Source organism: Kluyvera genomosp. 3 (assembly GCF_011765685.1).
GTDB classification, from domain to species: domain Bacteria; phylum Pseudomonadota; class Gammaproteobacteria; order Enterobacterales; family Enterobacteriaceae; genus Kluyvera; species Kluyvera georgiana_A.
Genome location: NZ_CP050321.1, coordinates 2,411,078 through 2,436,002, shown reverse-complemented (window position 1 = coordinate 2,436,002; position 24,925 = coordinate 2,411,078). Strand labels below are relative to the sequence as shown.

General features: G+C 52.6%; 26 protein-coding genes. 12 read left to right on the top strand and 14 right to left on the bottom strand.

What is annotated here, in order from left to right; translation table 11 throughout:
• The first annotated feature begins 57 nt into the window (after positions 1–57).
• The gene (locus GY169_RS11385; RefSeq protein WP_167575795.1) at positions 58–1,257 is read left to right on the top strand and encodes a sugar transporter; all 1,200 of its coding nucleotides are present in this window, start codon (positions 58–60) and stop codon (positions 1,255–1,257) included.
• Between the two features lie 42 nt (positions 1,258–1,299).
• Here the strand turns inward: GY169_RS11385 and GY169_RS11380 are convergent, their stop codons facing one another.
• Positions 1,300–1,968 carry a MarC family NAAT transporter gene (locus GY169_RS11380; protein WP_065358073.1) on the bottom strand — a complete coding sequence of 223 codons (669 nt, stop codon included), beginning with the start codon at positions 1,966–1,968 and terminating at the stop codon, positions 1,300–1,302.
• 229 nt (positions 1,969–2,197) lie between these two features.
• Between GY169_RS11380 and marR the strand changes: the two genes are divergently transcribed.
• The 3 genes from marR to marB are packed head-to-tail and all read left to right on the top strand — an operon-like array spanning position 2,198 to position 3,279.
• Entirely contained in the window at positions 2,198–2,632 is a 435-nt protein-coding gene (gene marR, locus GY169_RS11375; protein ID WP_064545351.1) for a multiple antibiotic resistance transcriptional regulator MarR, read from the top strand.
• Between the two features lie 20 nt (positions 2,633–2,652).
• Positions 2,653–3,036 carry an MDR efflux pump AcrAB transcriptional activator MarA gene (gene marA, locus GY169_RS11370; protein WP_163446402.1) on the top strand — a complete coding sequence of 128 codons (384 nt, stop codon included), beginning with the start codon at positions 2,653–2,655 and terminating at the stop codon, positions 3,034–3,036.
• A 30-nt stretch (positions 3,037–3,066) separates the two neighbouring features.
• Positions 3,067–3,279, top strand: a complete 213-nt coding sequence (marB, locus tag GY169_RS11365; protein ID WP_163446403.1) for a multiple antibiotic resistance protein MarB — start codon at positions 3,067–3,069, stop codon at positions 3,277–3,279.
• Between the two features lie 32 nt (positions 3,280–3,311).
• On the opposite strand, the gene eamA is transcribed toward marB, so the two are convergent.
• Entirely contained in the window at positions 3,312–4,214 is a 903-nt protein-coding gene (gene eamA, locus GY169_RS11360; RefSeq protein ID WP_167575794.1) for an O-acetylserine/cysteine exporter, read from the bottom strand.
• 196 nt (positions 4,215–4,410) lie between these two features.
• Between eamA and ydeE the strand changes: the two genes are divergently transcribed.
• Complete coding sequence (gene ydeE / locus GY169_RS11355; RefSeq protein ID WP_167575793.1) at positions 4,411–5,601, top strand: efflux MFS transporter YdeE; 1,191 nt, start codon at positions 4,411–4,413, stop codon at positions 5,599–5,601.
• Between the two features lie 37 nt (positions 5,602–5,638).
• Here the strand turns inward: ydeE and GY169_RS11350 are convergent, their stop codons facing one another.
• Complete coding sequence (locus tag GY169_RS11350; protein WP_167575792.1) at positions 5,639–6,745, bottom strand: cobalamin-independent methionine synthase II family protein; 1,107 nt, start codon at positions 6,743–6,745, stop codon at positions 5,639–5,641.
• A gap of 152 nt (positions 6,746–6,897) precedes the next feature.
• Positions 6,898–7,296 (bottom strand): rhodanese-like domain-containing protein, encoded by a 399-nt coding sequence (locus tag GY169_RS11345; protein ID WP_167577289.1) that lies wholly within the window; start codon positions 7,294–7,296, stop codon positions 6,898–6,900.
• Positions 7,297–7,381: 85 nt separating this feature from the next.
• On the opposite strand from GY169_RS11345, the gene ftrA reads away from it, so the two are divergent.
• Positions 7,382–8,371: a transcriptional regulator FtrA gene (gene ftrA, locus GY169_RS11340; RefSeq protein ID WP_163446407.1), complete on the top strand. Its 990-nt coding sequence runs from the start codon at positions 7,382–7,384 to the stop codon at positions 8,369–8,371.
• A gap of 82 nt (positions 8,372–8,453) precedes the next feature.
• Positions 8,454–8,549, top strand: a complete 96-nt coding sequence (gene mgtS, locus GY169_RS11335; protein ID WP_163446408.1) for a protein MgtS — start codon at positions 8,454–8,456, stop codon at positions 8,547–8,549.
• Between the two features lie 167 nt (positions 8,550–8,716).
• On the opposite strand, the gene GY169_RS11330 is transcribed toward mgtS, so the two are convergent.
• Both GY169_RS11330 and dcp read right to left on the bottom strand, forming a co-directional pair.
• Positions 8,717–8,887: a hypothetical protein gene (locus tag GY169_RS11330; protein WP_163446409.1), complete on the bottom strand. Its 171-nt coding sequence runs from the start codon at positions 8,885–8,887 to the stop codon at positions 8,717–8,719.
• 353 nt (positions 8,888–9,240) lie between these two features.
• Positions 9,241–11,286 (bottom strand): peptidyl-dipeptidase Dcp, encoded by a 2,046-nt coding sequence (dcp, locus tag GY169_RS11325; protein ID WP_167575791.1) that lies wholly within the window; start codon positions 11,284–11,286, stop codon positions 9,241–9,243.
• 300 nt (positions 11,287–11,586) lie between these two features.
• Between dcp and ydfG the strand changes: the two genes are divergently transcribed.
• Positions 11,587–12,336, top strand: coding sequence for a bifunctional NADP-dependent 3-hydroxy acid dehydrogenase/3-hydroxypropionate dehydrogenase YdfG (ydfG, locus tag GY169_RS11320; RefSeq protein WP_163446411.1), 750 nt, complete (start codon positions 11,587–11,589; stop codon positions 12,334–12,336).
• A gap of 92 nt (positions 12,337–12,428) precedes the next feature.
• Entirely contained in the window at positions 12,429–13,115 is a 687-nt protein-coding gene (locus GY169_RS11315) for a GntR family transcriptional regulator (RefSeq protein WP_163446412.1), read from the top strand.
• 32 nt (positions 13,116–13,147) lie between these two features.
• Here the strand turns inward: GY169_RS11315 and GY169_RS11310 are convergent, their stop codons facing one another.
• The 6 genes from GY169_RS11310 to GY169_RS11285 form a co-directional block, all read right to left on the bottom strand.
• Positions 13,148–13,576 carry a universal stress protein gene (locus GY169_RS11310; protein WP_167575790.1) on the bottom strand — a complete coding sequence of 143 codons (429 nt, stop codon included), beginning with the start codon at positions 13,574–13,576 and terminating at the stop codon, positions 13,148–13,150.
• Between the two features lie 211 nt (positions 13,577–13,787).
• Complete coding sequence (locus tag GY169_RS11305; protein WP_163446414.1) at positions 13,788–15,248, bottom strand: mannitol dehydrogenase family protein; 1,461 nt, start codon at positions 15,246–15,248, stop codon at positions 13,788–13,790.
• A gap of 168 nt (positions 15,249–15,416) precedes the next feature.
• Positions 15,417–16,958: an MFS transporter gene (locus GY169_RS11300; RefSeq protein WP_167575789.1), complete on the bottom strand. Its 1,542-nt coding sequence runs from the start codon at positions 16,956–16,958 to the stop codon at positions 15,417–15,419.
• A gap of 26 nt (positions 16,959–16,984) precedes the next feature.
• Positions 16,985–18,391, bottom strand: a complete 1,407-nt coding sequence (gene uxaC, locus GY169_RS11295; RefSeq protein WP_167575788.1) for a glucuronate isomerase — start codon at positions 18,389–18,391, stop codon at positions 16,985–16,987.
• Positions 18,392–18,438: 47 nt separating this feature from the next.
• On the bottom strand, positions 18,439–19,653 hold the full coding sequence (gene rspA, locus GY169_RS11290) for a starvation-sensing protein RspA (RefSeq protein WP_065358061.1): 1,215 nt from the start codon (positions 19,651–19,653) through the stop codon (positions 18,439–18,441).
• 194 nt (positions 19,654–19,847) lie between these two features.
• The gene (locus GY169_RS11285) at positions 19,848–20,174 is read right to left on the bottom strand and encodes a YnfA family protein (RefSeq protein WP_167575787.1); all 327 of its coding nucleotides are present in this window, start codon (positions 20,172–20,174) and stop codon (positions 19,848–19,850) included.
• A 150-nt stretch (positions 20,175–20,324) separates the two neighbouring features.
• Between GY169_RS11285 and GY169_RS11280 the strand changes: the two genes are divergently transcribed.
• Complete coding sequence (locus GY169_RS11280) at positions 20,325–20,666, top strand: DUF1283 family protein (protein ID WP_163446418.1); 342 nt, start codon at positions 20,325–20,327, stop codon at positions 20,664–20,666.
• Positions 20,667–20,715: 49 nt separating this feature from the next.
• On the opposite strand, the gene GY169_RS11275 is transcribed toward GY169_RS11280, so the two are convergent.
• Positions 20,716–21,426, bottom strand: coding sequence for a YnfC family lipoprotein (locus GY169_RS11275; RefSeq protein WP_163446419.1), 711 nt, complete (start codon positions 21,424–21,426; stop codon positions 20,716–20,718).
• A gap of 103 nt (positions 21,427–21,529) precedes the next feature.
• Here GY169_RS11275 and GY169_RS11270 point away from each other — a divergent pair, with 103 nt between their 5' ends.
• Positions 21,530–21,784, top strand: a complete 255-nt coding sequence (locus GY169_RS11270) for a DUF1161 domain-containing protein (protein WP_167575786.1) — start codon at positions 21,530–21,532, stop codon at positions 21,782–21,784.
• Positions 21,785–21,816: 32 nt separating this feature from the next.
• On the opposite strand, the gene GY169_RS11265 is transcribed toward GY169_RS11270, so the two are convergent.
• A complete protein-coding gene (locus GY169_RS11265) occupies positions 21,817–22,218 on the bottom strand; it encodes a dTDP-glucose pyrophosphorylase (RefSeq protein ID WP_163446421.1) in 402 nt (133 codons plus the stop codon).
• 265 nt (positions 22,219–22,483) lie between these two features.
• Here GY169_RS11265 and ynfE point away from each other — a divergent pair, with 265 nt between their 5' ends.
• The gene (ynfE, locus tag GY169_RS11260) at positions 22,484–24,919 is read left to right on the top strand and encodes a selenate/tellurate reductase subunit YnfE (RefSeq protein WP_167575785.1); all 2,436 of its coding nucleotides are present in this window, start codon (positions 22,484–22,486) and stop codon (positions 24,917–24,919) included.
• The last annotated feature ends 6 nt before the right edge of the window (positions 24,920–24,925 follow it).

Below are 24,925 nucleotides of genomic sequence, written 5' to 3'. Positions count from 1 at the left end.
TAATAGCTTTAAGATCCCACGTCTCTTCATTTATCTAACGCCCCCGGTGCATTATCTATGACAACAAACGCCGTCTCTCGTCGGATCGCGTGGCTTCGGGTAGTCACGCTGGCTGTCGCGGCCTTTATTTTCAATACTACTGAGTTCGTTCCGGTTGGCCTGCTGTCAGATATCGCCGACAGCTTTGGCATGCAAACCGCCGAGGTCGGCATTATGTTGACCATCTACGCGTGGGTCGTGGCGGTCATGTCGTTGCCGTTTATGCTGCTCACCAGCCAGATGGAGCGCCGCAAGCTGCTGATCGGGCTCTTTGTCCTGTTTATTGCCAGCCATGTGCTCTCGTTCCTGGCGTGGAACTTCACGGTGCTGGTCGCCAGCCGCATCGGCATCGCCTTCGCCCACGCGGTGTTCTGGTCGATTACCGCCTCTCTGGCTATTCGTATGGCGCCCGCAGGAAAACGCGCTCAGGCGCTGAGCCTGATTGCCACCGGCACGGCGCTGGCGATGGTTTTCGGCATCCCGATCGGCCGCATCGTCGGCCAGTACTTCGGCTGGCGCACCACCTTCTTCGCCATCGGCGTCGGGGCGCTGATAACGCTGCTGGCCTTGATTAAGCTGCTGCCGCGGTTACCAAGCGAACATTCCGGTTCCCTGAAAAGCCTGCCGGTGCTGTTCCGCCGTCCGGCGCTAATGAGCATCTACCTGCTGACCGTCGTGGTGGTCACCGCCCACTACACCGCTTACAGCTATATTGAACCCTTTGTCCAGACCGTGGCCGGACTGAGCGGCAACTTTGCCACTGTGCTGCTGCTGATTCTTGGCGGTGCGGGAATTATCGGTAGTGTGCTGTTTGGCAAATTGGGGAACCTGCATGCATCCGGGCTCATCAGCAGTGCGATTGGCTTGCTGCTCGTTTGTCTGCTGCTGCTGTTACCTGCGGCACAGGATGCGACACATCTGGCCGTACTAAGCATCTTCTGGGGAATCGCCATTATGGTGATTGGCCTGGGTATGCAGGTGAAGGTTCTGGCGCTGGCACCGGATGCCACTGACGTGGCGATGTCGTTATTCTCTGGTATTTTCAATATCGGGATTGGGGCTGGCGCCCTGCTGGGCAGCCAGATTAGCACCCATTTATCGATGTCATCTATCGGCTATGTGGGCGCCGTGCCTGCGCTGGCGGCGTTTATCTGGGCGGTGGTCATTTTCCGCCGTTGGCCAACGGCATCGTTAGAAGAACAGGCTCATCAGCATTAACACGCGAGATCAGGCCGAGAGTGAGTCCCGGCCTGACTGCTATTACGCGGGATAGGTTTTAATAATTTCCAGCACGCCGTTAATAATAAACTGCACCCCCATGCACACCAGCAGGAAGCCCATCAGACGGGAAATCGCCTCGATGCCGCCCTTGCCCACCAGACGCATAATGGCGCCTGAACTACGCAGGCAGCCCCATAAAATCACCCCCACCAGCGCGAAGATAATCGGCGGCGCGACCAGTACCACCCACTCCGGGAAGTTGACGCCATGCTTCACCGTTGAAGCCGAGCTGATGATCATCGCAATGGTACCTGGGCCCGCGGTGCTGGGCATCGCCAGCGGCACAAAGGCGATATTGGCGGTCGGCTCTTCCTGAAGCTCTTCGGACTTACTGCGCGCTTCCGGTGAGTCATGCGCCTTCTGCTGCGGGAACAGCATGCGAAAACCAATAAAAGCGACAATCAGCCCGCCGGCGATACGAAGGCCAGGTATTGATATCCCGAATGTATTCATCACCACCTGGCCCGCATAGTAGGCCACCATCATGATGGCGAAAACGTAAACGGAAGCCATCAGCGACTGTCGGTTACGCTCCGCGCTGTTCATATTCCCCGAAAGGCCGAGGAACAGCGCGACGGTGGTTAGCGGGTTAGCCAGCGGTAGCAACACCACCAGACCCAGCCCAATTGCCTGAAAGAGTTCCTTCATAAGCGTTTAAAAATCCTGTCTGTTTTACGGAAAAAATCGGTCTGTACGCCAGGTCGCCGCCCTTTTGTACAGCATCTCTTGCTACGGGGTGCTCCTTTACAGGATATCCTATTTAGGCCTTCCTGAAGCGTTTTAGCAATTCGTGGCATCGCTCGACCCATTCAGTTGACTTATGGTTGCGTGAGAAATAATATCCATCGCAACTAAAGTACTTGCCAGGGCAACCATTGTGAACAGCACAAGCGATCTCTTCAATGAAATGATTCCACTTGGGCATTTGATTCACCTGGTTAACCAAAAGAAAGATCGCTTACTCAACGAGCATTTATCGCCAGAAGACATTACCGCCTCACAGTTTAGAGTGCTGTGCTCTATTCGTTGTAAAGGCAGTATCACCCCCGTGGAATTGAAAAAAACCTTGTCGGTGGATCTGGGCGCGCTCACCCGCATGCTTGACCGTTTGCTGTGTCGGGGCTGGATAGCCCGGTTACCCAATCCAAGCGACAAGCGGGGTGTATTGATTCAGTTGACGCCGGAAGGCGCAGCCATTTGTGAACAATGCCATCTGCTCGTTGGGCAAAACCTGCACCAGGAATTAACAAAAAACTTAACGGCAAATGAAGTAGCAACACTCGAGCTTCTGCTTAAAAAAATATTGCCGTAAACAGAAGAAGAGGTAAGACGATGTCCAGACGTAACACTGACGCTATTACTATTCATAGCATTTTGGACTGGATCGAAGAGAACCTGGAATCGCCGCTGTCGCTTGAAAAAGTGTCAGAACGTTCTGGTTACTCCAAATGGCACCTGCAGCGGATGTTTAAAAAAGAGACCGGTCATTCATTAGGTCAGTATATTCGCACCCGTAAGCTGACGGAAATCGCCCAGAAATTAAAAGAAGGTAATGAGCCGATTCTGTATCTGGCCGAACGCTACGGTTTTGAATCTCAGCAGACGTTGACGCGAACGTTTAAAAACTATTTCGACGTGCCGCCGCACAAGTACCGCGTCACCAATATGCACGGAGAGTCTCGCTATCTCCACCCTATTAATCACTGTGTTTGTTAATCGCCTGCAATAAGACGTATCGAGGAAATAATGAAACTGTTCGCTTCCGTTGCCTTCGCCCTGCTAGCGATGGCCTCAACTCAGAGCTACGCGGAGCAACTTCCGGCCCACAGAACCGCGCACGACACCATGCTGATGCCGTCCGCCAGCAGCCAGTCACCGTTTGATTTCAATCATATGGGTGCCGGTAGCGATAAATCTGATGAGCTGGGTGTACCTTATTACAATGAAAATAATCGCTAAACATTCATTGCCCCGCTATCGCGGGGCTTTTTTTAGCCCTTCACCGCCCGCCGCATCCCTGGCAAACGTAGACCAAAGACGTTAATAAACAGTCCGGCCATAATCAACAGCGCACCAATCAACTGCATTGCCGACAACGTTTCATCCAGCAACAACGCTGCACTGGCGAGCCCCACCACCGGCACCAACAGTGACAGTGGCGCCACGCGCCAGGTTTCATAACGGCCAAGCAGCGAACCCCAGATGCCATAACCCACAATGCTGGCAATAAACGAGAGATATGCCAGCGACAGTATGGTCGTCAGGTCGATGTGAATCAGGCTTTGGGTCATCAACTGCGGACCCTCGAAAATCCACGAGCTCAGCATAAACGGCAGAATGGGAATCAACGCACTCCATACCACCAACGACATCACCCCGGGTTTCGAATCATGGTGCAGGATTTTCTTATTAAAGATATTACCGCAGGCCCAGCACAGCGCCGCCGCCAGCGTCAGCATAAAGCCCAGCAGCTTAACGTGTTGCCCGCTCATACTGGTTTCAATCAGCACCAGCACGCCAAACACCGCCAGCGAAATCCCCACCAGCTGTTTACGCTGCAGTCGCTCACCAAAGGCGAAGGCACCAAGAATGATGGTAAAGAAAGCCTGCGCCTGAAGCACCAGCGAGGCCAGCCCAGCCGGCATGCCGAAGTTGATGGCACAAAACAGAAAGGCAAACTGGCCAAAACTGATGGTGAGCGCGTAGCCAAGCAGCAGCGGTAGCGGAACCCGCGGACGTGGAACGAAGAATAGCGCCGGGAAAGCGACAAATAAAAAGCGTAGCCCCGCTAACAGCAGCGGCGGCATACCGTGCAGGCCGACTTTGATCACCACAAAGTTCAGCCCCCAAACCACAACCACCAACAGCGCCAGTAGCCCATCTTTACGCGTCATGCCTCGCCCCAACGTTTTTTAAATTTATGTAAACCTAACCAAAGTAACGAAAAATTCAGACGAGGAATAGATCATTATTTTTGGCAGTTCAAAATCGCACTCCCCAACACGACCACGGCTATACAAGCTGCTTATGGCATGATATTTGTGAAAGAGATAACAAAAAACAATACAACGACATCTATCAGGCAGGAAAATGAAACCAACGACCAGACGATCTACGATCGCGCTACTGGCATCGTCGTTACTGTTAACTATCGGACGCGGTGCCACACTTCCCTTTATGACCATTTATCTCACGCGTCAGTACGCCATGACGGTAGATACCATCGGTTATGCCATGTCCATTGCGCTGGTGGTTGGCGTCATGTTCAGCCTCGGCTTCGGGATTCTGGCCGATAAATTTGATAAAAAACGCTACATGCTGATTGCCGTCACCTTTTTTATCTGCGGTTTTGTCGCCATTCCGCTGGTCCATAGCGTGGTGCTGGTGGTTTTTTTCTTCTCGCTGATCAACTGCTCGTACTCGGTGTTTTCCACCGTACTGAAAGCCTATTTCTCCGATACCCTCGCGCCGACAACCAAAGCGAAGGTTTTTTCGCTTAACTACACGTTTCTGAATATTGGCTGGACTATCGGTCCGCCGATTGGAACGCTGCTGGTCATGCAAAGTATTAACCTGCCTTTCTGGCTGGCAGCGATATGCGCGGCCTTCCCGCTGCTGTTTATCCAGCGCTACGTTGAACGTCTGAGACCAACGGAAATCGCGGAAACGCCCATCGCCTGGTCACCGTCAGTATTGCTGCGCGACCGGGCGCTGCTGTGGTTCACGCTCTCGGGCCTGCTGGCGTCCTTCGTTGGCGGTTCTTTTGCCTCCTGCCTCTCTCAGTACGTGCTGGCAGTTGGCGACAGTAACTTTGCTGAAAAGGTCGTGGCCGTGATTTTGCCGGTGAACGCCGCCGTGGTCGTCACACTACAGTACGCGATTGGTCGCAAGCTCACTGCCAATAATCTGCGACCATTAATGACCTTTGGTACCGTTTGCTATGTGATAGGTCTGACAGGGTTTATGTTTTCTGGCGACAACCTGTGGTTCTGGGGGCTGGCGGCAGCCGTTTTCACCCTGGGAGAAGTCATCTACGCACCGGGTGAATACATGTTGATCGATAACATCGCTCCACCGGGTATGAAAGCCAGCTATTTTTCCGCTCAGGCGCTGGGTTGGTTAGGCGCTGCTCTTAACCCACTACTGACCGGGCAGATCCTGACCCATTTCCCGCCAGTCATGCTATTCCACATCATGATGGTCACCATTGTGCTGGCGTGGCTGTTGATTTTCCGTGGAATTAAGGCCAGTACCTGGGGCACCACCGTCAGCGCGGCGTAGGGTTATCCGGGGCCACTTCGGCCCCGGGAAGAGATCGTTATGACCAAATGTCGGCCGCGACGCCCGTCACCAGGCGGACCTTGTCCCACTGCTGCTGCTCGCTCAGGCTGTTGCCCTCTTCGGTCGAAGCAAAACCGCACTGCGGGCTGAGACAAATCTGTTCCAGCGCAACGTAGTGTGCCGCTTCCTGAACGCGCGCTTTCACGCCTTCCGGGTTTTCCAGCTCGCCGTTCTTGGTGGTAATCAACCCCAGGACGGCTTTCTGATGACCAGGACGAATAAAGCGCAGCGGCGCGAAGTCGCCGGAACGGTCGTTGTCGTACTCAAGGAAGAACGCATCGACGTTGACGCGGCCAAACAAAATTTCCGCCACCGGCTCATAACCGCCTTCAGAAATCCACGTGGAGCGGAAATTACCGCGGCACACGTGCAGACCGATAATCAGATCGTCCGGTTTACCTTCCAGCGCGCGGTTCAGCACGTCGGCATAGATCGCCGCCAGTTGATCCGGATCATCGCCCCGCTCACGAACCTGACGACGCTGGTCCTCCGAGCACAGATAGGCCCAAACGGTGTCATCCAGCTGCAGATAACGGCAGCCCGCATCGTAGAAGGCGCGGATAGCATCACGCCACGTGTCGGCCAGATCGTTGAAATAATCAGCCAGATCCGGGTATACGGTCGCATCAATATCCTTACGGCCCCCGCGAAAATGCAACACGCTCGGGCTTGGAATGGTCATTTTTGGCGTTGCGTCGCCGCTGATGCTTTTCAGGAAACGGAAATCCTCCAGCATTGGATGGTCGCCGAAACCAAGTTTACCGATCACGCGAATGCCGTGAGCGCGAGTCTGTACGCCGTTAAACTGAATACCTTTATCTGAGTCATAGCGTTCCACGCCCTGCAAACCGTCGAAGAAATCGAAGTGCCACCAGGCGCGGCGGAATTCGCCATCGGTCACCACATGCAGGCCACAGTCGCACTGATGCTGCACCACGCGACGAATCTCAGCATCTTCAACTGCACGCAGCTGCTGCGCGGTAATTTCACCGTCAGCCAGCTGCTGGCGCGCCTGTTTGATGGTCAGCGGGCGTAAAAAACTGCCGACAATATCGGCGCGGTACGGGGCGTGTTGATGTGGCATGCGATTCTCCTTATTCACTCGGGCAAACTGGTTACCCGGTGTGATAATTTATTATTTGAACTTTTTAGCCTTCTGGATGGCTATATGTCCAGATAGTGTCATCCGTGTGCACCACAAGCAAACGAGAATAATTCATGATAGATGAAAAAAATTCACGATCCCTGGCTAAAGGCAAAACCTTCATCTTCCCAGCCGGTGATACCGCCAAGCATAATTTTCACCGGTCGGCCCAGCGTCGCCAGCTTTAATGCCGCGCGGTCAGCGCCATTGCAGTGTGGACCGGCGCAGTAGACCACAAATAAGGTCTCTTGCGGCCATTCCTGCATGCGTTCAGCGCTCATCTCAGCATGGCGAAGATGGATAGCGCCGGGTAAATGGCGTCGGGCAAACGTCTCGGCGCTGCCCACCACATGGAGCAGGACAAAATCCACTTCTGGCTCCTGCAGGGCGGCGTGCACGTCGGCGCAGTCAGTTTCAAAACCCAGACGCTGGCGAAAATGGGCTGCGGCGTCAGCCGGGCTGGCCGCCGGAAATTCGGTAACGTAACTCATCATTGACTCTCCCGTTAGGTATTACCACTATGGTAACGATGCGATGAGTATAAACAGGCTCCCGATAAGAGAACTGCCCACAGAAATGACAGAAAACAGCCAGAATATGACAATACGCGCCCCCCTGGTGGTGACGCTAGCCTACGACGGGCTCTGTACCTTTGAATTTGGCGTGGCGGTAGAGGTGTTTGGCCTGCCCCGGCCTGAAATGGGTGAAAGCTGGTATCGCTTTGCCGTTGCTGCCGTCGATGAAGGTGCCCTGCGCGCTACCGGCGGCGTTCGCGTGATGGCCGATGGCGATCTGAGCCTGCTTGAAGAAGCCGATACCATTATCGTCCCTGGCTGGCGCGGTGTGGATAGCCCGGTGCCGGAAGCGTTGAGCCTGGCGCTAAAGCAGGCGCATCGGCGCGGATGCCGGGTGTTATCTATCTGTTCCGGCGTGTTTGTTCTGGCGGCAGCTGGCCTGCTTGATGGTCAACGTGCCACGACCCACTGGCGTTATACCGCGCTACTCCAGCAACGCTACCCGGCAATTAACGTTGTGGATGACGTACTTTATATCGCCGAGGGGAACGTACTGACTTCTGCCGGCAGCGCCGCTGGCATCGATCTCTGCTTACACGTTGTCAGGCTTGATTTTGGGCTGGAGGCCGCCAACCGGGTTGCTCGACGACTGGTCATCCAGCCACACCGCGACGGCGCGCAAAAGCAACAAATTACCCGGCCCGTCGCCCGCTCCCGCGAAAGTCAGCGCTTAGGGATGTTATTTGACTTTCTCCACCAGCACCTGGCGGAGAGCCATAGCGTGCGTTCGCTGGCTGACAAAGTCGGCATGAGCGAACGCACATTCCTGCGCCGCTTCCAGGAAGCAACCGGAAAAACCCCTGCCCGCTGGCTGCTTGACGAGCGTTTGTTGCAGGCTCAACACCATTTGACTACTGGCAGAGACAGCGTAGAAAAGGTCGCGGAAATCACCGGATTTGGTAATGCCAAAAATCTGCGTCTGCGCTTTCAGCAACATTTTGCAATCAGCCCGCTGGCCTATCGAAAAAGATTTACCGCAACAAATAATTAATTCACAAATGAGGGCGTTAGTCTAAGTTTAAGAAAGTACGCTAATAGATGTTGCTAGTGAAATCGTTAAAGAGGAGGTCGTCATGCTGGATAATATGCAAGTGTTTCTGGTTGCAGTGGGACTCATTCTGCTTTCCGGTTTTCTCACCGCCTATTTAAGCGGAAAATGGAATGACTAACCGACACCACAATAATCATCCCGGATAAAGAGATAAAAAAAACCGCCAGAATGACTGGCGGTATAAATGCTTGCATGGATAGATTTTTACTTCTCCGGTTACCCGCTCTCCTTGATTAGGTAACCGTTGCTGTAAAATAATCCTACCACTGCGTTATTCAACTAAAGCTAAACGGCGAGTGCATTGTTTAAGCCATAATTTTTCCACGCCTTTTTACTCTGACAGCCGGCCTGACGGCCAGCCCACAATCTGCCGGAACGTGATTCCTGTAGGTCCTGATGCTCAGGACGGGTGGACCAGATGGACTCGCGACGCGTTTTACGCTGGGATTTTTTCATTCGTGCCTCCGGGCAGATTGTCGATATTAAATCCATTAACTCAACGATTTACGCAGCAATATTAGCAAGTTGAATGGCGAGTTTCTTCAACAACTGCACGTATTTGTAAAGAGCCTGTGAGCCAGCGCACTTAACCCCCTTAAACAATAATACCCTACCGAAAATGTCAGGTTGCGAAACGACTACGGTGCCGTAAAATCTCATCGACTATCCGCCCTGAACGGGAGGATAGTCAGAATGCTCTATCTTATTGTGATACTTAACCCGCCAGCCCTGTGTGCGGGTTCTTTTTATATTTTTCAGCATGGCCCTACGCGTAAAAAATGACGACAGGCATGCCCTTAACACCTGGTTTAGTCACTCAAGCCACGGTTTTTAAGCATCGGCGAAATTAACGGATCGTGCCCACGCCAGTCGCGGTACAATTTTTCTAAATCGCTACTATTACCCCGGGATAAAATCGCATCACGGAATCGCTGCCCGTTTTCACGATTTAAACCACCGCGTTCAACAAACCACTGGTAACCGTCGTCAGCCAGCATTTGTGTCCACAGATAGGCGTAATATCCGGCAGCATAACCGCCGCCAAAAATATGTGAGAAGTAGCTGCTGCGATAACGCGGCGGTACAGCGATGAGATCGATATTTTCGCGATGGAGCGTCTCGGCCTCAAACTCTTCCACATTCTTCGGCAAGGCACTGGCGGATAAACTATGCCAGTTCATATCCAATAACGCGGCGCTGAGCAGTTCGGTCATATCGTAACCTTTATTAAAGCTCGACGCGCGGAACAGACTTTCACGCAGCGCATCCGGCATCGGCTCACCGCTTTCATGATGACGCGCATAGTGGGCGAACACGTCGGGATGGCTGGCCCAATGTTCATTAATCTGCGATGGGAACTCGACAAAATCGCGTGGCGTATTTGTACCAGATAACGTCGCATAGCGCTGTTTCGCAAATAATCCGTGTAGCGCATGGCCAAACTCATGGAACAGCGTGATCACGTCATCCCAGGATATTAGTGCGCTTTTGCCGGCGGCCGGTTTCGGGTAGTTGCATACGTTATAGATAACCGGACGGGTACCCAACAGGGTGGATTGCGGCACAAAATTGTCCATCCATGCCCCACCGCTCTTGCTATCGCGCGCAAAGAAATCACCGTAGAACAGCGCCATGCCTTCACCATCGGCATCAAATATTTCCCACACGCGTACATCAGGGTGATAAACCGGCAGGTCAAAACGCTCAACAAAGCGGATACCAAACAGCTGGCTGGCCGACCAGAACACGCCGTCAACCAGTACGCGCTCCAGCGCGAACCAGGGTTTAATCTGTGCTTCGTCGATCGCATATTTTTCACGACGAACCTGTTCGGAATAATAAAGCCAGTCCCAGGCCTGGGCAGTGAACGATGATGAGCCGTTGTCGATCAGCGCCTGGATATCCGCCAGCTCGCGTTCCGCTCTGGCCCGTGCCGCAGGCGTAATTTCACGCATAAAATCAAACGCGGCTTTTGGCGTTTTCGCCATCTGGTCGGCCATACTCCAGCTCGCGTAATCGGCATACCCCAGGAGTTCGGCCTGTCTGGCGCGGATTGCCACCAGTTTGAGAATACGCTCACGCGTATCGTTGGCATCTCCGCGCTGGTTACGTTGCCATGCCGCTTTAAACAATTTTTCCCGGGTTTCACGTGAACGCAATGAGGCCAATGCAGGCTGCTGTGTCGTGTTGACAAGCGGTATCAGCCAACTGCCCGCCAGACCGCGCTCCGCAGCAGCGGTTGCGGCCGTCGCGACTTCATCATCACTCAGACCAGCCAGGTCGGCCTCATTATCAACAACCAGCCCGCCATTTTTTGCCGCTCCCAGCAGGCACTGATGAAACTGGCTGCTTAACGTCGCCGCTTCGGTATTCAACGTTTTCAGTTCGGCCTTTTCTTGTGAACCAAGCATCGCCCCGGCAAGAATAAAGCGATGATAAATCACCTCGATGAGTCGACAGGACTCGCTGTCCAGGTCCAGCGTTTCTCGCTTTTCCCAGACCGTCTGAACCCGCTTGAATAGCGCGTCATTAAGATAAATATCGTTTGCCAGCCCGGCAAGCTCTGCCGAGAACGCCTCATCAAGGCGCTGAATCTCATCATTACTATTTGATGCAGCCATCGCAAAGAAAACAGACGTCACGCGCGAAAGCATTTCACCGCTTTTTTCCAGCGCAATAAAGGTGTTTTCGAAAGTCGCCTCGGCAGGATTGCAGGCAATGTCGGCGATGTCCTGGCGTTTGCGTTTTAGCGCTTCGTCAAAGGCCGGACGATAATGCTCGTCTTTAATCACATCAAACGGCGGCGCCTGATAAGGTAAAGTGCTGCTGGCGAAAAAGGGATTCATAGCCGACATGTCATGCTCCTGAAGAAAACGGTTAACTCTGGCAGAATAAACAAATTGAGGCCGCGCTGCTCGATTATATCTTCAGAAGGCAAAAGGATTGGGCACTGAGAGCCTCCATCGCAATTGCGCGTTTGTTCCACAAGCGCAGCCTCCCTCAAATGTAGGTTAGATAACAGCGAGATTTCATATCCCATTAAAAAATCTAAAACTGTTTTTCTATTTATTCCAAAACATCAATCCGCCAGGATAGTTATGCACTTTTCGTTCTGCTATCGTAATGCAACACTTAAGCGTTGAAGGAACAGAGAAATGATCGTACTGGTAACCGGAGCAACGGCAGGTTTTGGCGAAAGCATCACTCGCCGTTTTATTGCCAACGGGCACAAAGTTATTGCCACTGGCCGTCGTAACGAACGTTTGAAAGCGCTGAAAGATGAGTTAGGCGACAGCATCCTGACCGTACAGCTGGACGTGCGCAACCGCGCAGCTATTGAAGAAACGATCGCCAACCTGCCAGCCGAATGGCGCGAAATTGATATCCTGGTCAACAACGCCGGGCTGGCGCTGGGTCTGGAACCCGCGCATCGCGCCAGCGTGGAAGATTGGGAAGATATGATCGATACCAACAACAAAGGGCTGGTGTACATGACCCGCGCCGTGCTGCCGGGTATGGTAGAACGCAATCGTGGCCACATTATCAATATCGGTTCAACCGCGGGCAGTTGGCCCTATGCAGGTGGCAACGTCTACGGCGCAACGAAAGCTTTCGTACGTCAGTTTAGCCTGAACCTGCGTACCGACCTGCACGGTACGGCCGTTCGCGTAACGGATATTGAGCCGGGTCTGGTCGGCGGCACCGAGTTCTCCAACGTTCGTTTCAAGGGTGACGACGCAAAAGCAGGTAAAACCTACGAAAATGCCAACGCGCTGACGCCAGAAGATGTTACCGAAGCCGTATGGTGGGTCGCGACGCTGCCGAAACACGTCAACATCAATACCGTTGAGATGATGCCGGTCAGCCAGACCTACGCAGGACTTAGCGTTCATCGCGGAAGTTAACATTTTATCCCAGCCCGACCCTCGGTCGGGTCTGGGCGCGGCGGCAAAAAAAGCGTAAAATAACAGCTTAATCAGCTGATAAGAACGACTCAATGGCCGCCGAAACACAACTGAACCCAACACAGCCCGTCAATCAACAGATTTATCGCATTCTGCGTCGCGATATCGTTCACTGTCTTATTCCGCCGGGCACGCCGCTTTCGGAAAAGGAAGTCTCTCTTCGCTTTGACGTTTCCCGCCAGCCGGTACGTGAGGCCTTTATTAAACTGGCCGAAAACGGACTTATCCAGATTCGCCCTCAGCGCGGCAGTTACGTCAATAAGATCTCCCTTTCGCAGGTTCGCAACGGCTGTTTTGTACGTCAGGCCATCGAATGCGCGGTAGCACGCCGAGCGGCAACAATGATCACCGATGCCCAGATCTATCAGCTAGAACAAAATTTGCATCAGCAGCGTATTGCGATTGATCGCCAACAGCTTAACGACTTCTTCCTGTTGGATGATGAATTTCACCAGCTGCTGTCAAATATTGCGGATTGCCAGCTTGCGTGGGATACCATCGAGAATATTAAAGCGGCAATTGACCGGGTGCGTTATATGAGCCTCGATCATGTCTCCTCACCGGAAATGCTGCTGCAACAGCATCATGAAATATTCAGTGCGCTTGAAAAACGTGATGCCGATACGGTAGAAAAAGCGATGACTGCGCATCTGCAGGAAATCAGTGAATCCGTATTGCTCATTCGCCAGGAAAACCGCGATTGGTTTAGCGAAGATTAAGAAGAAGGGCCTTCAAATTGAAGGCCCTTTTTTTATCGGATAACCATCGTCGGAATGTTGGCGTAACGTAGAATAGATTCCGCGTTCGACCCCAGCAGATGGGTTGTGATCCCGCGCTGACGGGAACCAATCACAATCACGTCGTACTCACCTGTCTTACTTAACGCGAGTACCTCATCGCGAATATTACCAAAGCGAACTTCGGTGTGTATGCGCTCTGCGGGCATATCAAATAGCCGCCGCAGACCCTTCATTTTGTTTGCCGATTCTGACTGCATAAATTCTTCGAATTTTTTAATATCCGAAGCAAAACCGCGCAAAATAGAACGATTGCTGTTTGGTAGTACGTTCAGCAGCGTAATTTCGCCAGACTCCCCCGCCAGATATACCGCATGACGAATAGCCTTATCACTTAAATCCATTTCAAAAATATCTACAGGCATGAGAATTTTTTTATACATAGCCCGAGCTCCTTATTCCAGAGGATCCATTTTTTGTTTCGCAATAACCATGCCATATTTATGCCTATTGATATAGCATTAATTCACAAAACTGATAGTTTCAGCGTGAAAATAATCGTCCATTATTTCAACTGACTTGAATTAACTTAAAGAAGTGTCATGCGGGGAAGAAAAGTGAGATGCCGCCATTGCTGGCGGCATAATAGACTCATTACAGCGCGGCAAACTCAGCAACGGTCGCTTTCGCGCCTTTACTCAGCAGTGACAGGTAAGCATTGGTCACCTGATCAACAAACTGGCCTTGTAGCGGCAGATCTTTACCGAAGATCGCTTCGATGGCCAGCAGCGCTTTCACGCGAGACTCGCCCTCTTCGCTCTGCTGTACCGCAGCCTGAATCACCGGCAGCAGCGGGTCGCACACTTCGATGGCATTGCCCTGCTCATCTACGCCGCCGACATAGCGCATCCAGCCCGCGACGCCCAGCGCCAGCAGCTTGAAGCTGCTGTTATCCGCCAGGTGCCAGCGCACGGAATCCAGCATACGCTGAGGCAGTTTCTGACTGCCGTCCATCGCGATCTGCCAGGTACGGTGGCGCAGCGCCGGGTTGGTATAGCGTTCAATCAGCAGGTCGGCATAACGCGCCAGGTCAACGTTCTGTACTTTCAGCGTCGGCGCCTGCTCTTTCAGCATCAGGTCGTGCGCAGCACGACGGTAGTTGTCGTCGCCCATGCAGTCGTTAATGTGCTGATAGCCCGCCAGGTAGCCCAGATAAGCCAGGAAAGAGTGGCTGCCGTTCAGCATGCGCAGTTTCATTTCTTCGAACGGAATAACGTCGCTCACCAGTTCGGCGCCTGCTTTTTCCCACGCCGGACGGCCTGCGACGAAGTTATCTTCAATAACCCACTGACGGAACGGTTCGCACGCCACGCCAGCCGGATCGCGAACACCGGTCAGTTGCTCAATTTTGTCCAGTGTTTCTGGAGTCACGGCCGGAACAATACGGTCAACCATGGTGGACGGGAACGTCACATGTGCTTCGATCCAATCGGCCAGCTCGGCGTCGACGGCGCGCGCATAGGCGCAAACGACGTTACGCATGACGTGACCGTTTTCCGGCATGTTGTCACAGGACATCACGCTGAATGCCGGCAGCCCCGCCGCTTTACGACGCGCCAGCGCCTCCACCACCACGCCCGGCGCAGATTTCGGCTGATGCGGGTTTTGCAGGTCGGCCACGATGAAAGGATGATCGAGCATCAGTTGTCCGGTTGCCGGAGAGTGGCAATAGCCTTTTTCGGTGATAGTCAAAGAGACAATCGCCACCTGCGGCTCGCACATTTTTGCCAGCACGGTTTCCAGACCATCGACCTGCGCATGCAGCGCTTCTTTGACAACGCCTACCACGCGGGCAGTCCATGCATCCGCGGACATCTCCGCCACGGTGTATAAATTGTCCTGATGATTCAGGTCGGCAATCTGCTGCTCACCGCCGATCAGGTTAACTTCGGTATAACCCCAATCGCTGCCGTGTTCTGAGGCGAGGATATCGGCGTATACAGCCTGATGGGCGCGGTGGAATGCACCAAAGCCCAGGTGCACAATACGTGGCACCAGTTTGCTGCGATCGTAGGTCGGGAGAGTTGCCTTAGCGGTTAATAGCGTATTCTGCATCTTTTTGACTCACTGTAGAGAATGTTGATTGCCATACTAGATTAACGAGTTCATCTGAGGAGATTTTGATTTGCATTAATATATTGGCGATTGGTATGACATGATTTTTAAGTTGTGTGACAGCATAAGCAAAGTCGGCGCTCTTACCTATGCTGTCACGGCTGGACGTTAGTTCACCTGTGCCGGTCGGCTCAGTTTTTTGTCGACTTGCTGCGGTTCATTCCACAGATCGTCATAAGAGTACCCGGTCAGATCTTCGACAATATGACGCGTCTCCGGCGTGACATCTTGTTTCGCCCCCTTCGCTTTCAGGCGCTCAACTTCATCCACAAAGATTTTGTGCGTACGTTTGTTGAGACGGAAAGTCACCGCCTGCCACAATGCAATCAGCAGCAGACCTGCGGTACCAATGAACAGCAGCATCGCAATGGTATTCACCGCGCTCTCAGGCTGAACCTGGCTACCCTTCACAAAGCCCCCTTCCTGCAGCATCACGCCCACAATAAAGGTTGCGATCGCCACCGTCGTTTTACGGGAGAAGGTCATCACTGCGGCAAACAGGCCTTCGCGACGCTGACGAGTGATCATCTCATCAATATCCGGGATAAACGGGAATACGTTCCACGGCGTAAATTCCAGTACGCAACGTCCGACCTGGTACAATGCGGCCAGCACCACCAGAATGGTGACTTTATTGTCGGTTGGGAACAGGTAAACCATGAACAGTCCCACCAGGCACATCATCATCAGCGTATAGGCGAAAACGTACAGACGAGATGGGCCAAACTTGATGATAGCCACCCCCGCCAGCAGCGTGACCGGCAAACCGACGATACTCATCGACAACAGCGTGCCGGACAGTGATGGCGAGACATTCAGACAGTACACGCAGAAAAAGACAAACACCGTGTTATAGACATCTTTCGCCGTAAAAGAGAACAGATAGATAGCCAGATGTTTTCTGAAGGCGCGTACTTTTAAGGTTGAAAAATACTCTTTAAACAGACCGCCAACAGCGCTAATTTTTTCAGCAAAAGAGCGTGGTCGACGATCGCGTTCCAGCTCCGCCAACATCTCTGGCGTCAGCTCGCGCTCCCAGGTTACTTTCCAGGAAATAAACACGCAGACCATGAACAACACGGCAAAAACGACGCCATTGATAAAGTAGGCGTGCGGATCGTGTTCGCCAAAATAACTGATTAATAAACCCGGAATAAAGGTCGCCAGGAAGGTGCCTGAGGCCGAAAGGAACATACGGCAGGTTGATAGCTTGGTACGGGAGTTAAAATCCTTGGTCATTTCTGACGGCAGGGTTTCCCATGGGATCAGCACAACCGCCGCAATGATTTCGAACGCCAGGTATACCGCCAGGTAGAACCAGAAGTTCATTCCGGTTACCCATAGCAGGATATACACCAGCATCAGCGGCGCGCCGACCAGCAGGAAGAAACGACGGCGTCCAAAACGCTTGCCCAGCGGGTTTTTATAGAAGTGATCGGTAAAGCTGCCCATAAACAGACTCACCACTGCATCAACAATACGGGCAATGGCGACGATGGACGCTGCCTCAACCGGCGATAAGCCGACGAACGTCGTGTAAAAGAATAAGAGCCAGGCGCCAATAACGGTAAACGCACCGCCTCCCATAATATCTGTTAAGCCATAGCCAATACTGACAGGGATTGTTATTTTTCTATTAGTACGAGACATGTTCTACCCTCATGTAAGGAAGGACGTTAGAATCTGAAATAATTAACTGCGTTATCGTGACAAATGTTTTTAACCATCCGCGTTAAGATCCTCTTATTATCAGGAACTTCACCACGGTCAACCCAACCACCAATTAAGTTACACAGAATACGACGGAAATAATCGTGACGAGGATAAGATACCAGGCTACGTGAATCCGTCAGCATGCCGACAAAATGCATTAATAACCCCTGATCTGCGAGACTATTAAGCTGATTCTCCATGCCACGCCGCGTATCGTTAAACCACCAGCCAGAGCCAAATTGCATGGGCGATTTCACGCCGTCTTCGCCAGATTGAAAATTAGCGATAGTTGTCGCCACAATATCGTTATAGCTGGCGTTCAGATTATAAAGAATGGTCTTGGGTAGGCCATTATTTTGCGCCATCGCGTTGAGCAGGCGATTTAATCCGGCGGCAAGATTGCTCTGGTCGGTAATAGAATCAAAACCGGTATTAATCCCCAGCTTCTTGCGCATGATGCTGTTGTTATTACGGATAGCGCCAAAATGAATTTGCATGGCCCAGCCGCGTTTTTTGTACTCCTGCCCCAACATCACGAACATCGCGCTATTGAGCTGCGCGGTTTCCTCTTCATTCAACCCCGTACCGTTGCGTTTCTGAGTAAACAACGCATTCACACGTGCTGCATCAGCGGGCTGATACTCGACGCTAACAGGCCCATGGTCTGAGATTCGGCAACCCACTTCATGGAACACGTCAATACGCTGAGCCATCGCCGTGGTGAAATCGCTGAAGCTGCCAATATCACACGCTGTCACCTGCGCCAGTTTGTCGATAAAGAGGGCGAATTCACTGGCGTCCTCGGCAAAAATATCGTCCGGTCGGAAAGTTGGCAGCACTTTGGTGGTAAAGCTCGGGTCCTGCTGCAACAACCGATGATATTCCAGCGAATCCAGCGGCGCATCGGTGGTGCAAATAACTTCGACATTAGAGCGCGTAATTAAGCTACAGGGTTTAAACTCCTCGCTTGAAATCATGCTATTACAATGCCGCATAATATCCTGCCAGTTATCGCTACCCAGCATTTCATTACAGGAAAAGTATTGACTCAGTTCTAAATGCGTCCAGTGATACAGTGGATTGCCAAAAGCAGCTTCAACTGTTTCCGCATACGCTTTAAATTTTTCCTCCGCCGAAGCATCACCGGTAATATATTTCTCGGCAATACCATTTGCCCGCATTGCGCGCCATTTATAATGGTCGCCAGCTAGCCATAGTTGAGTGATATTATCAAAGTTTTTATTTTCGTAGATTTCTTTTGCATCAAGATGACAGTGATAGTCGATGATCGGTAATTGTGCAGCTACATCTTTATATAACCGAACACCGACTTCACTATCGATCATAAAACGATCGTTAATGAAGCCCATGTTATTTCTCTTGTTAAAATAAAGCTTAATTTAAAAATCGAAGGTCATTACCAGTTCCACAGCGTGCCATCTTCCAGACGCGCAACCGGCAGATAGGCCGGGTCATACGGATACTTCGCCGCCAGTTTTTCATCAAACTCGATGCCTAAGCCCGGTTTATCGCCTGGATGCATATAGCCGTTATCAAAGGTCCAGTTGTGTGGGAAGACTTCCAGCATTTGCTCGGAGTAACCCATGTATTCCTGCACGCCGAAGTTAGGTACCCACAGATCGAAGTGCAGCGCTGCCGCCATGCAAACCGGGGAGAGATCCGATGGGCCATGTGAACCCGTACGTACCTGATACAACGAAGCAAAGTCGGCGATACGGCGCATGCCGGTGATCCCGCCCGCATGAGTGATAGTGGTACGGATGTAATCAATAAGCTGCTCTTCGATAAGCTGTTTGCAGTCCCAGATACTGTTGAATACTTCACCCACGGCGATCGGCGTGACGGTGTGTTGACGAATCAGACGGAAACATTCCTGGTTTTCTGCCGGGGTCGGATCTTCCATCCAGAACAGACGATAATCTTCAATGCTCTTACCAAAACGCGCCGCTTCAATCGGCGTCAGGCGGTGATGCATGTCATGCAGCAGATGTTCGTCGAAGCCGAACTGGTTACGTACCGCATCAAACAGCTTCGGCGTGAAATCGAGGTATTTCTCGGTTGACCACAGTTGCTCTTCCGGCCATTGCCCTTTCGTTGCAGGCTCGTAGGCCAGCCCCTTTCCTTTCGACATGCCGTAGGTGGTTTTCATCCCCGGTACGCCGCACTGGACGCGAATCGCTTTGAAGCCCATCTCTTTATGACGCGCATAATCTTCCAGCACATCATCAATGGTATGGCCGGTGGTGTGACAGTAAACCATCACGCCTTCGCGAGACGCGCCCCCCAGCAGCTGATACAGCGGCATGTTGGCGGCTTTGGCTTTAATGTCCCACAGCGCCATATCGACGGCGGAGATAGCCGACATCGTGACCGGGCCGCGACGCCAGTAAGCGCCTTTATAGAAGAACTGCCAGATATCTTCGATGCGGTGCGCATCACGCCCCACCAACTGCGGGCACAGATGATCTTTTAAATAGGATGCAACGGACAGCTCACGGCCATTCAGCGTCGCATCGCCGTAGCCGATTAATCCGCTATCGGTGGTAATTTTCAACGTGACAAAGTTACGACCAGGACAGGTTACAAAAACCTCAGCACCCACAATTTTCATCTTCAATCCTTACATCTCATCGGTTAGTGAGGCAAACTTACGCCCTGAGCTACTACCATACAAGTATAAATATTAAAAATTACCGAGAAAGATCACAAAATTAAGGGGATTAAGTCAGACAAATGCATGAGGGATCACAAAGAAATGGTGCTTAGCCCAAACCAGGCCAGGCACAGGAGATGCTGGCAGAAATGTTACCCTCTGCCCCAGCCCGCGACGATAATCAACATGCCGCATAGCGCGACCGCTGCGCCAAGCCAGTCGTAGAATGTCAGTTTTTCACCTTCAACGACGCGCAGCCACAGCAGCGCGGTAAAGATGTATACCCCGCCGTAGGCCGCATACACACGGCCACTGGCGGCCGGATGCAACGTCAACAGCCAGACAAACATCGCCAGCGCCAATCCGGCGGGTAACAGTAACAACGGCGTTGCACCGCGCTTAAGCCACAGCCACGGCAAGTAGCAGCCGATAATTTCACACAGCGCGGTAGCAAAAAATAGCAGCGACGTCTTTATCATCGTTAATCATCATTCACTTAGGGTGGGCCTATCATACGTAAAAATAAGCCTCAATCGACCATACTCTTTTCGCGGGTATGCCAGCCCAAAGAGATGTAGTAGACTGCTCAACAGGAGCCATTGTTTTTATCACGTTAAAGGAACCCGCAAATGAAAATTACACTTGGCAAACGCCTGTGCCTGACGGCAATGCTTGCGCTGGGTGCCATCGTGTACACCGCGTCTGCGTCTGCTGAAACCAGCAAGCTGATCATTGAATCTGGCGATAGCGCGCAGAGCCGCCAGAACGCAGCGATGGACAAAGAGCAGTGGAACGACACTCGCCAGCTGCGCCAGAAAGTAAATAAGCGCGCGGAAAAAGAGTGGGACAAAGCCGACGTGGCGTTCGACGCCCGCGATAAGTGTCTGCAAAGCCCGAACGTCAACGCCTACTGGGAACCCAACACCCTGCGCTGCCTTGACCGTTCAACGGGCCGCACGCTGAACCCATAATTGAAGAGGGCGCCGTTGGCGCCCTTTTTTCATGAAGCTGCGTGAAGCTTTAGTAATATTCAATCGTGTTTTTAATCGTATAGCGTTGGGTGGTGGCGGGTTTCACGCTTTCGTCAACAATGACTAAATCACAGCTCACCGGGTTATCATAGCTGTCGTAATCACAGCTCTGCGTCACATTGCCAATAGGCTGCTTATTCAGCAGACTCACTGAGGTATAATCGAGCTTCTTACGCGCATCCTGCGACGGCGTTGAGATAATCGACAGCGTGGTATCTTTGACGGTCGACGTTTTGCCCAGCGGATACCCTTCAGCATCGTAGCGGTAATCAACTTCGCTCTCTTTCCCCAGCGCCTTCACCACAAAACCGTTATCGTCGGTTTCCCAGGTCACGCCCGCCGACGGAAACTCAGCCAACTGGCATTTTCCCTGTAAGCGCACGCGTTTCTCGTGCGTCACGCCGTCAAGATAGTAGTTGGCGTTAAGCACCAGCAGCGCGCCGGTATCTTCTTCGATATTGTGAAACTCCAGCATATCAAAGCAGCCTTCCGGCGAAACCTGTGCGCTCACGCGTTTCGCCACCTCGCCCTTTTGGTTGAGCAATGTTTGGCTGAAATCCTTCACCGGCCCGCGCAGCGGATCGAAATCAAACTCGTTGGAGAAGCTGGCCATTTCCGGCGTGAACGCCGCCGGGGAATCGTTCTTCTCACAACCACTGAGCAGAGCCATCACTGACACCAGCAAAATCACTTTCTTCACACCGTCATCCTGTTTCGGGAGTTTTCTCAATCATATTAGGAAATACAATTGTTTACACTAGCACTGCTATACTTTTTACGTCTCTAACGAAAAGGAGCCGAACATGAGAACTTCACGCTGGTTACTGGCACTCCTGCTGACAGGCGCCATGCCCGCTCTGGCGGCCGTACCGGATTCCTGTGAACGCGTTCGCAGCGACATTCAGCAGAAAATTATGCAGAACGGCGTCGCGGAAAGCGCGTTTACGCTTGATGTCGTCCCTAACGATCAGGCCGATCAGCCCGGCGCGCAGGTGGTCGGCCACTGCGCCAACGATACCTTTAAAATTCTCTACACCCGTACCGATAGCGCTCAATAATGTTCTGCCGCCTCTGAGCGAGGCGGCCGCATTTACGGCTTTTGCTCGACGATAAACTCCAGCGCCACGCCAATCAGCACCCCATCCTTCAGCGAACGATCGTCCGATAACGCATCCAGATCCCCCTGGAAGCGCAGCTTTTGCGTCGACGTATTGATCGTAAGTTTTGAGTGCAGGCAAGGAAGCGCCTGTGAGGTAATGGGATAGACCACTCGTCCGGAAACCAGCACCGGAATCTTGCGCAACTCCGTCTGCTGTAGCACGCCAACCGTCGAATAAAGCACCGCCAGCGGCGTTACCGCTAAAACCGGTTGGTTGGTCACGCTAATAAAATCGAGCAAAATTTCGGGGCGTAAAAAATTCACCCCTTTATGAGGAACCGTGACCGTATCAATCTCGGGCATCGGGATAACTTGCGTAGCAATGTCCTGCATAGGGTTCTTCCATAAGCGTAGGATGAGGCCAATATTCCCGGTCGCTGATACCGCCAGAAGACCGTAAATAGCGTTTTTTTTGTTGTAAAACAATTATGCACAGCCCTCCCTTTGCTGGCAAATGCCGCCCACAAAATCTCATCGTCAGGATCTCTTCAGAATTGACCAGGGTTAATACTTGTATACCACCGGAGAGGTATCATTTTCATCCATTAGCCGGTTCTTAATTTCAGGTCGAAATAATCAAATAATAATGGAGTGAGCGATGTCTAATCAGGAAAAACCAGGGGGACTAAGTCGACGTACCCTTATTAAATCGTCGGCGATAGGATCCCTGGCGCTTGCCGCGGGCGGCCTCTCTTTGCCCTTCTCTCTGCGAGCAACCGCCGCCGTGGTGCAGCAGGCCGCTCAGGTCGAAGATAAAGTGGTCTGGGGCGCCTGCTCCGTTAACTGCGGCAGCCGATGCGCGCTGCGCTTGCACGTAAAAGACAATGAAGTTTATTGGGTTGAGACCGACAATACGGGTCATGATATTTACGGCGATCACCAGGTGCGCGCCTGCCTGCGTGGCCGTTCCATTCGTCGTCGTATTAATCACCCGGACCGACTGAACTACCCGATGAAACGTGTTGGTAAACGTGGCGAGGGGAAATTTGAGCGTATTAGCTGGCAGGAAGCGCTGGATACTATTGCGGATAACCTCAAACGCGTCGTGAAGGACTACGGCAACGAAGCCGTGTACATCAACTACTCTTCCGGCATTGTTGGTGGCAACATTACCCGCTCTTCCCCTTCTGGCTCGGCAGTCATGCGGCTGATGAACTGCTACGGCGGCTCGCTCAACCAATATGGCACCTACAGTACCGCGCAAATCGCCTGCGCAATGCCCTACACCTACGGCAGCAATGACGGCAACAGCACTTCCGATATCGAAAACAGCAAACTGGTGGTGATGTTTGGCAACAACCCGGCTGAAACGCGTATGAGCGGCGGCGGCATTACCTGGTATCTGGAACAGGCGCGCGAACGCTCAAATGCGCGCATGATCGTTATCGATCCACGTTATACCGATACCGCCGCCGGGCGTGAAGATGAATGGATTCCGATTCGTCCCGGCACTGACGCCGCGCTGGTCGCCGGTATTGCGTGGGTATTAATTGACGAAAACCTGGTTGATCAGCCGTTCCTCGATAAGTACTGCGTGGGTTACGACGAAAAAACGCTGCCGGAAGGTGCGCCCGCCAACGGCCACTATAAGGCCTATATTCAGGGCTTGGGCGATGATGGCATCGCCAAAACGCCGCAGTGGGCCTCACGCATTACCGGCATTCCGGCTGACCGCATTATCAAGCTGGCGCGTGAAATCGGCAGCACCAAACCGGCTTATATCTGCCAGGGCTGGGGCCCGCAGCGTCAGGCCAACGGTGAACTTTCCGCACGCGCGATTGCCATGCTGCCCATATTGACCGGCAACGTTGGTATCAACGGCGGGAACAGCGGTGCCCGTGAGTCGACCTACACCATTACCATTGAACGTTTCCCGGTGCTGGAAAACCCGGTAAAAACCGCCATCTCCTGCTTTACCTGGACGGATGCAATCGACCACGGCGCGGAGATGACCGCCACCCGCGATGGCGTGCGCGGCAAAGAGAAGCTGGATGTACCGATTAAGTTTTTCTGGAACTACGCCGGTAACACCATCATCAACCAGCACTCAGACATCAACAAGACCCATGAGATTTTGCAGGACGAAAGCAAATGCGAAATGATTGTGGTAATTGAAAACTTCATGACCGCCTCGGCAAAATATGCCGATATCCTGCTGCCTGACCTGATGACCGTCGAACAAGAGGACATCATTCCGAACGACTATGCCGGTAATATGGGTTATCTGATCTTTATCCAGCCCGCAACCGCGCCGAAGTTCGAGCGTAAGCCTATTTACTGGATCCTCAGCGAAGTGGCCAAACGTCTTGGTGATGACGTTCATCAGAAATTTACCGAGGGCCGCACTCAGGCGGAGTGGCTGCAGTATCTGTACGCTAAAATGCGCGCGAAAGACCCGGCGCTGCCGAGCTACGACGAGCTCAAAAAAATGGGCATCTATAAGCGTAAAGATCCGAACGGCCATTTTGTCGCCTACCGCGATTTCCGCAACGATCCACAAGCCCATCCGCTGAAAACGCCATCGGGGAAAATAGAAATTTACTCCAGCCGTCTGGCGGACATCGCCGCAAAATGGCAGCTGGAGAAAGATGAAACCATCAGCCCGTTGCCCGTCTATGCCTCGACCTTTGAGGGTTGGGACGATCCGATGCGCGACAAATTCCCGCTCCAGCTGTTCGGCTTCCACTATAAAGCCCGCACGCACTCCAGCTATGGCAACGTCGATGTGCTGAAGGCCGCCTGCCGCCAGGAAGTGTGGCTCAACCCGATTGACGCGCAGAAACGCGGCATTCAGAACGGCGATATGGTGCGAGTATTCAATGGCCGCGGCGAGGTGCGGATACCCGCAAAAGTCACACCGCGTATCATGCCGGGCGTGTCAGCGATGGGCCAGGGAGCCTGGCACGACGCGCAGATGGACGGCGACCGCATCGACCACGGTTCCTGTATCAACACACTGACCACTCACCGCCCTTCACCGCTGGCGAAAGGTAACCCGCAGCACACCAATCTGGTTGAGATCGAGAAGGTATAAGGACTA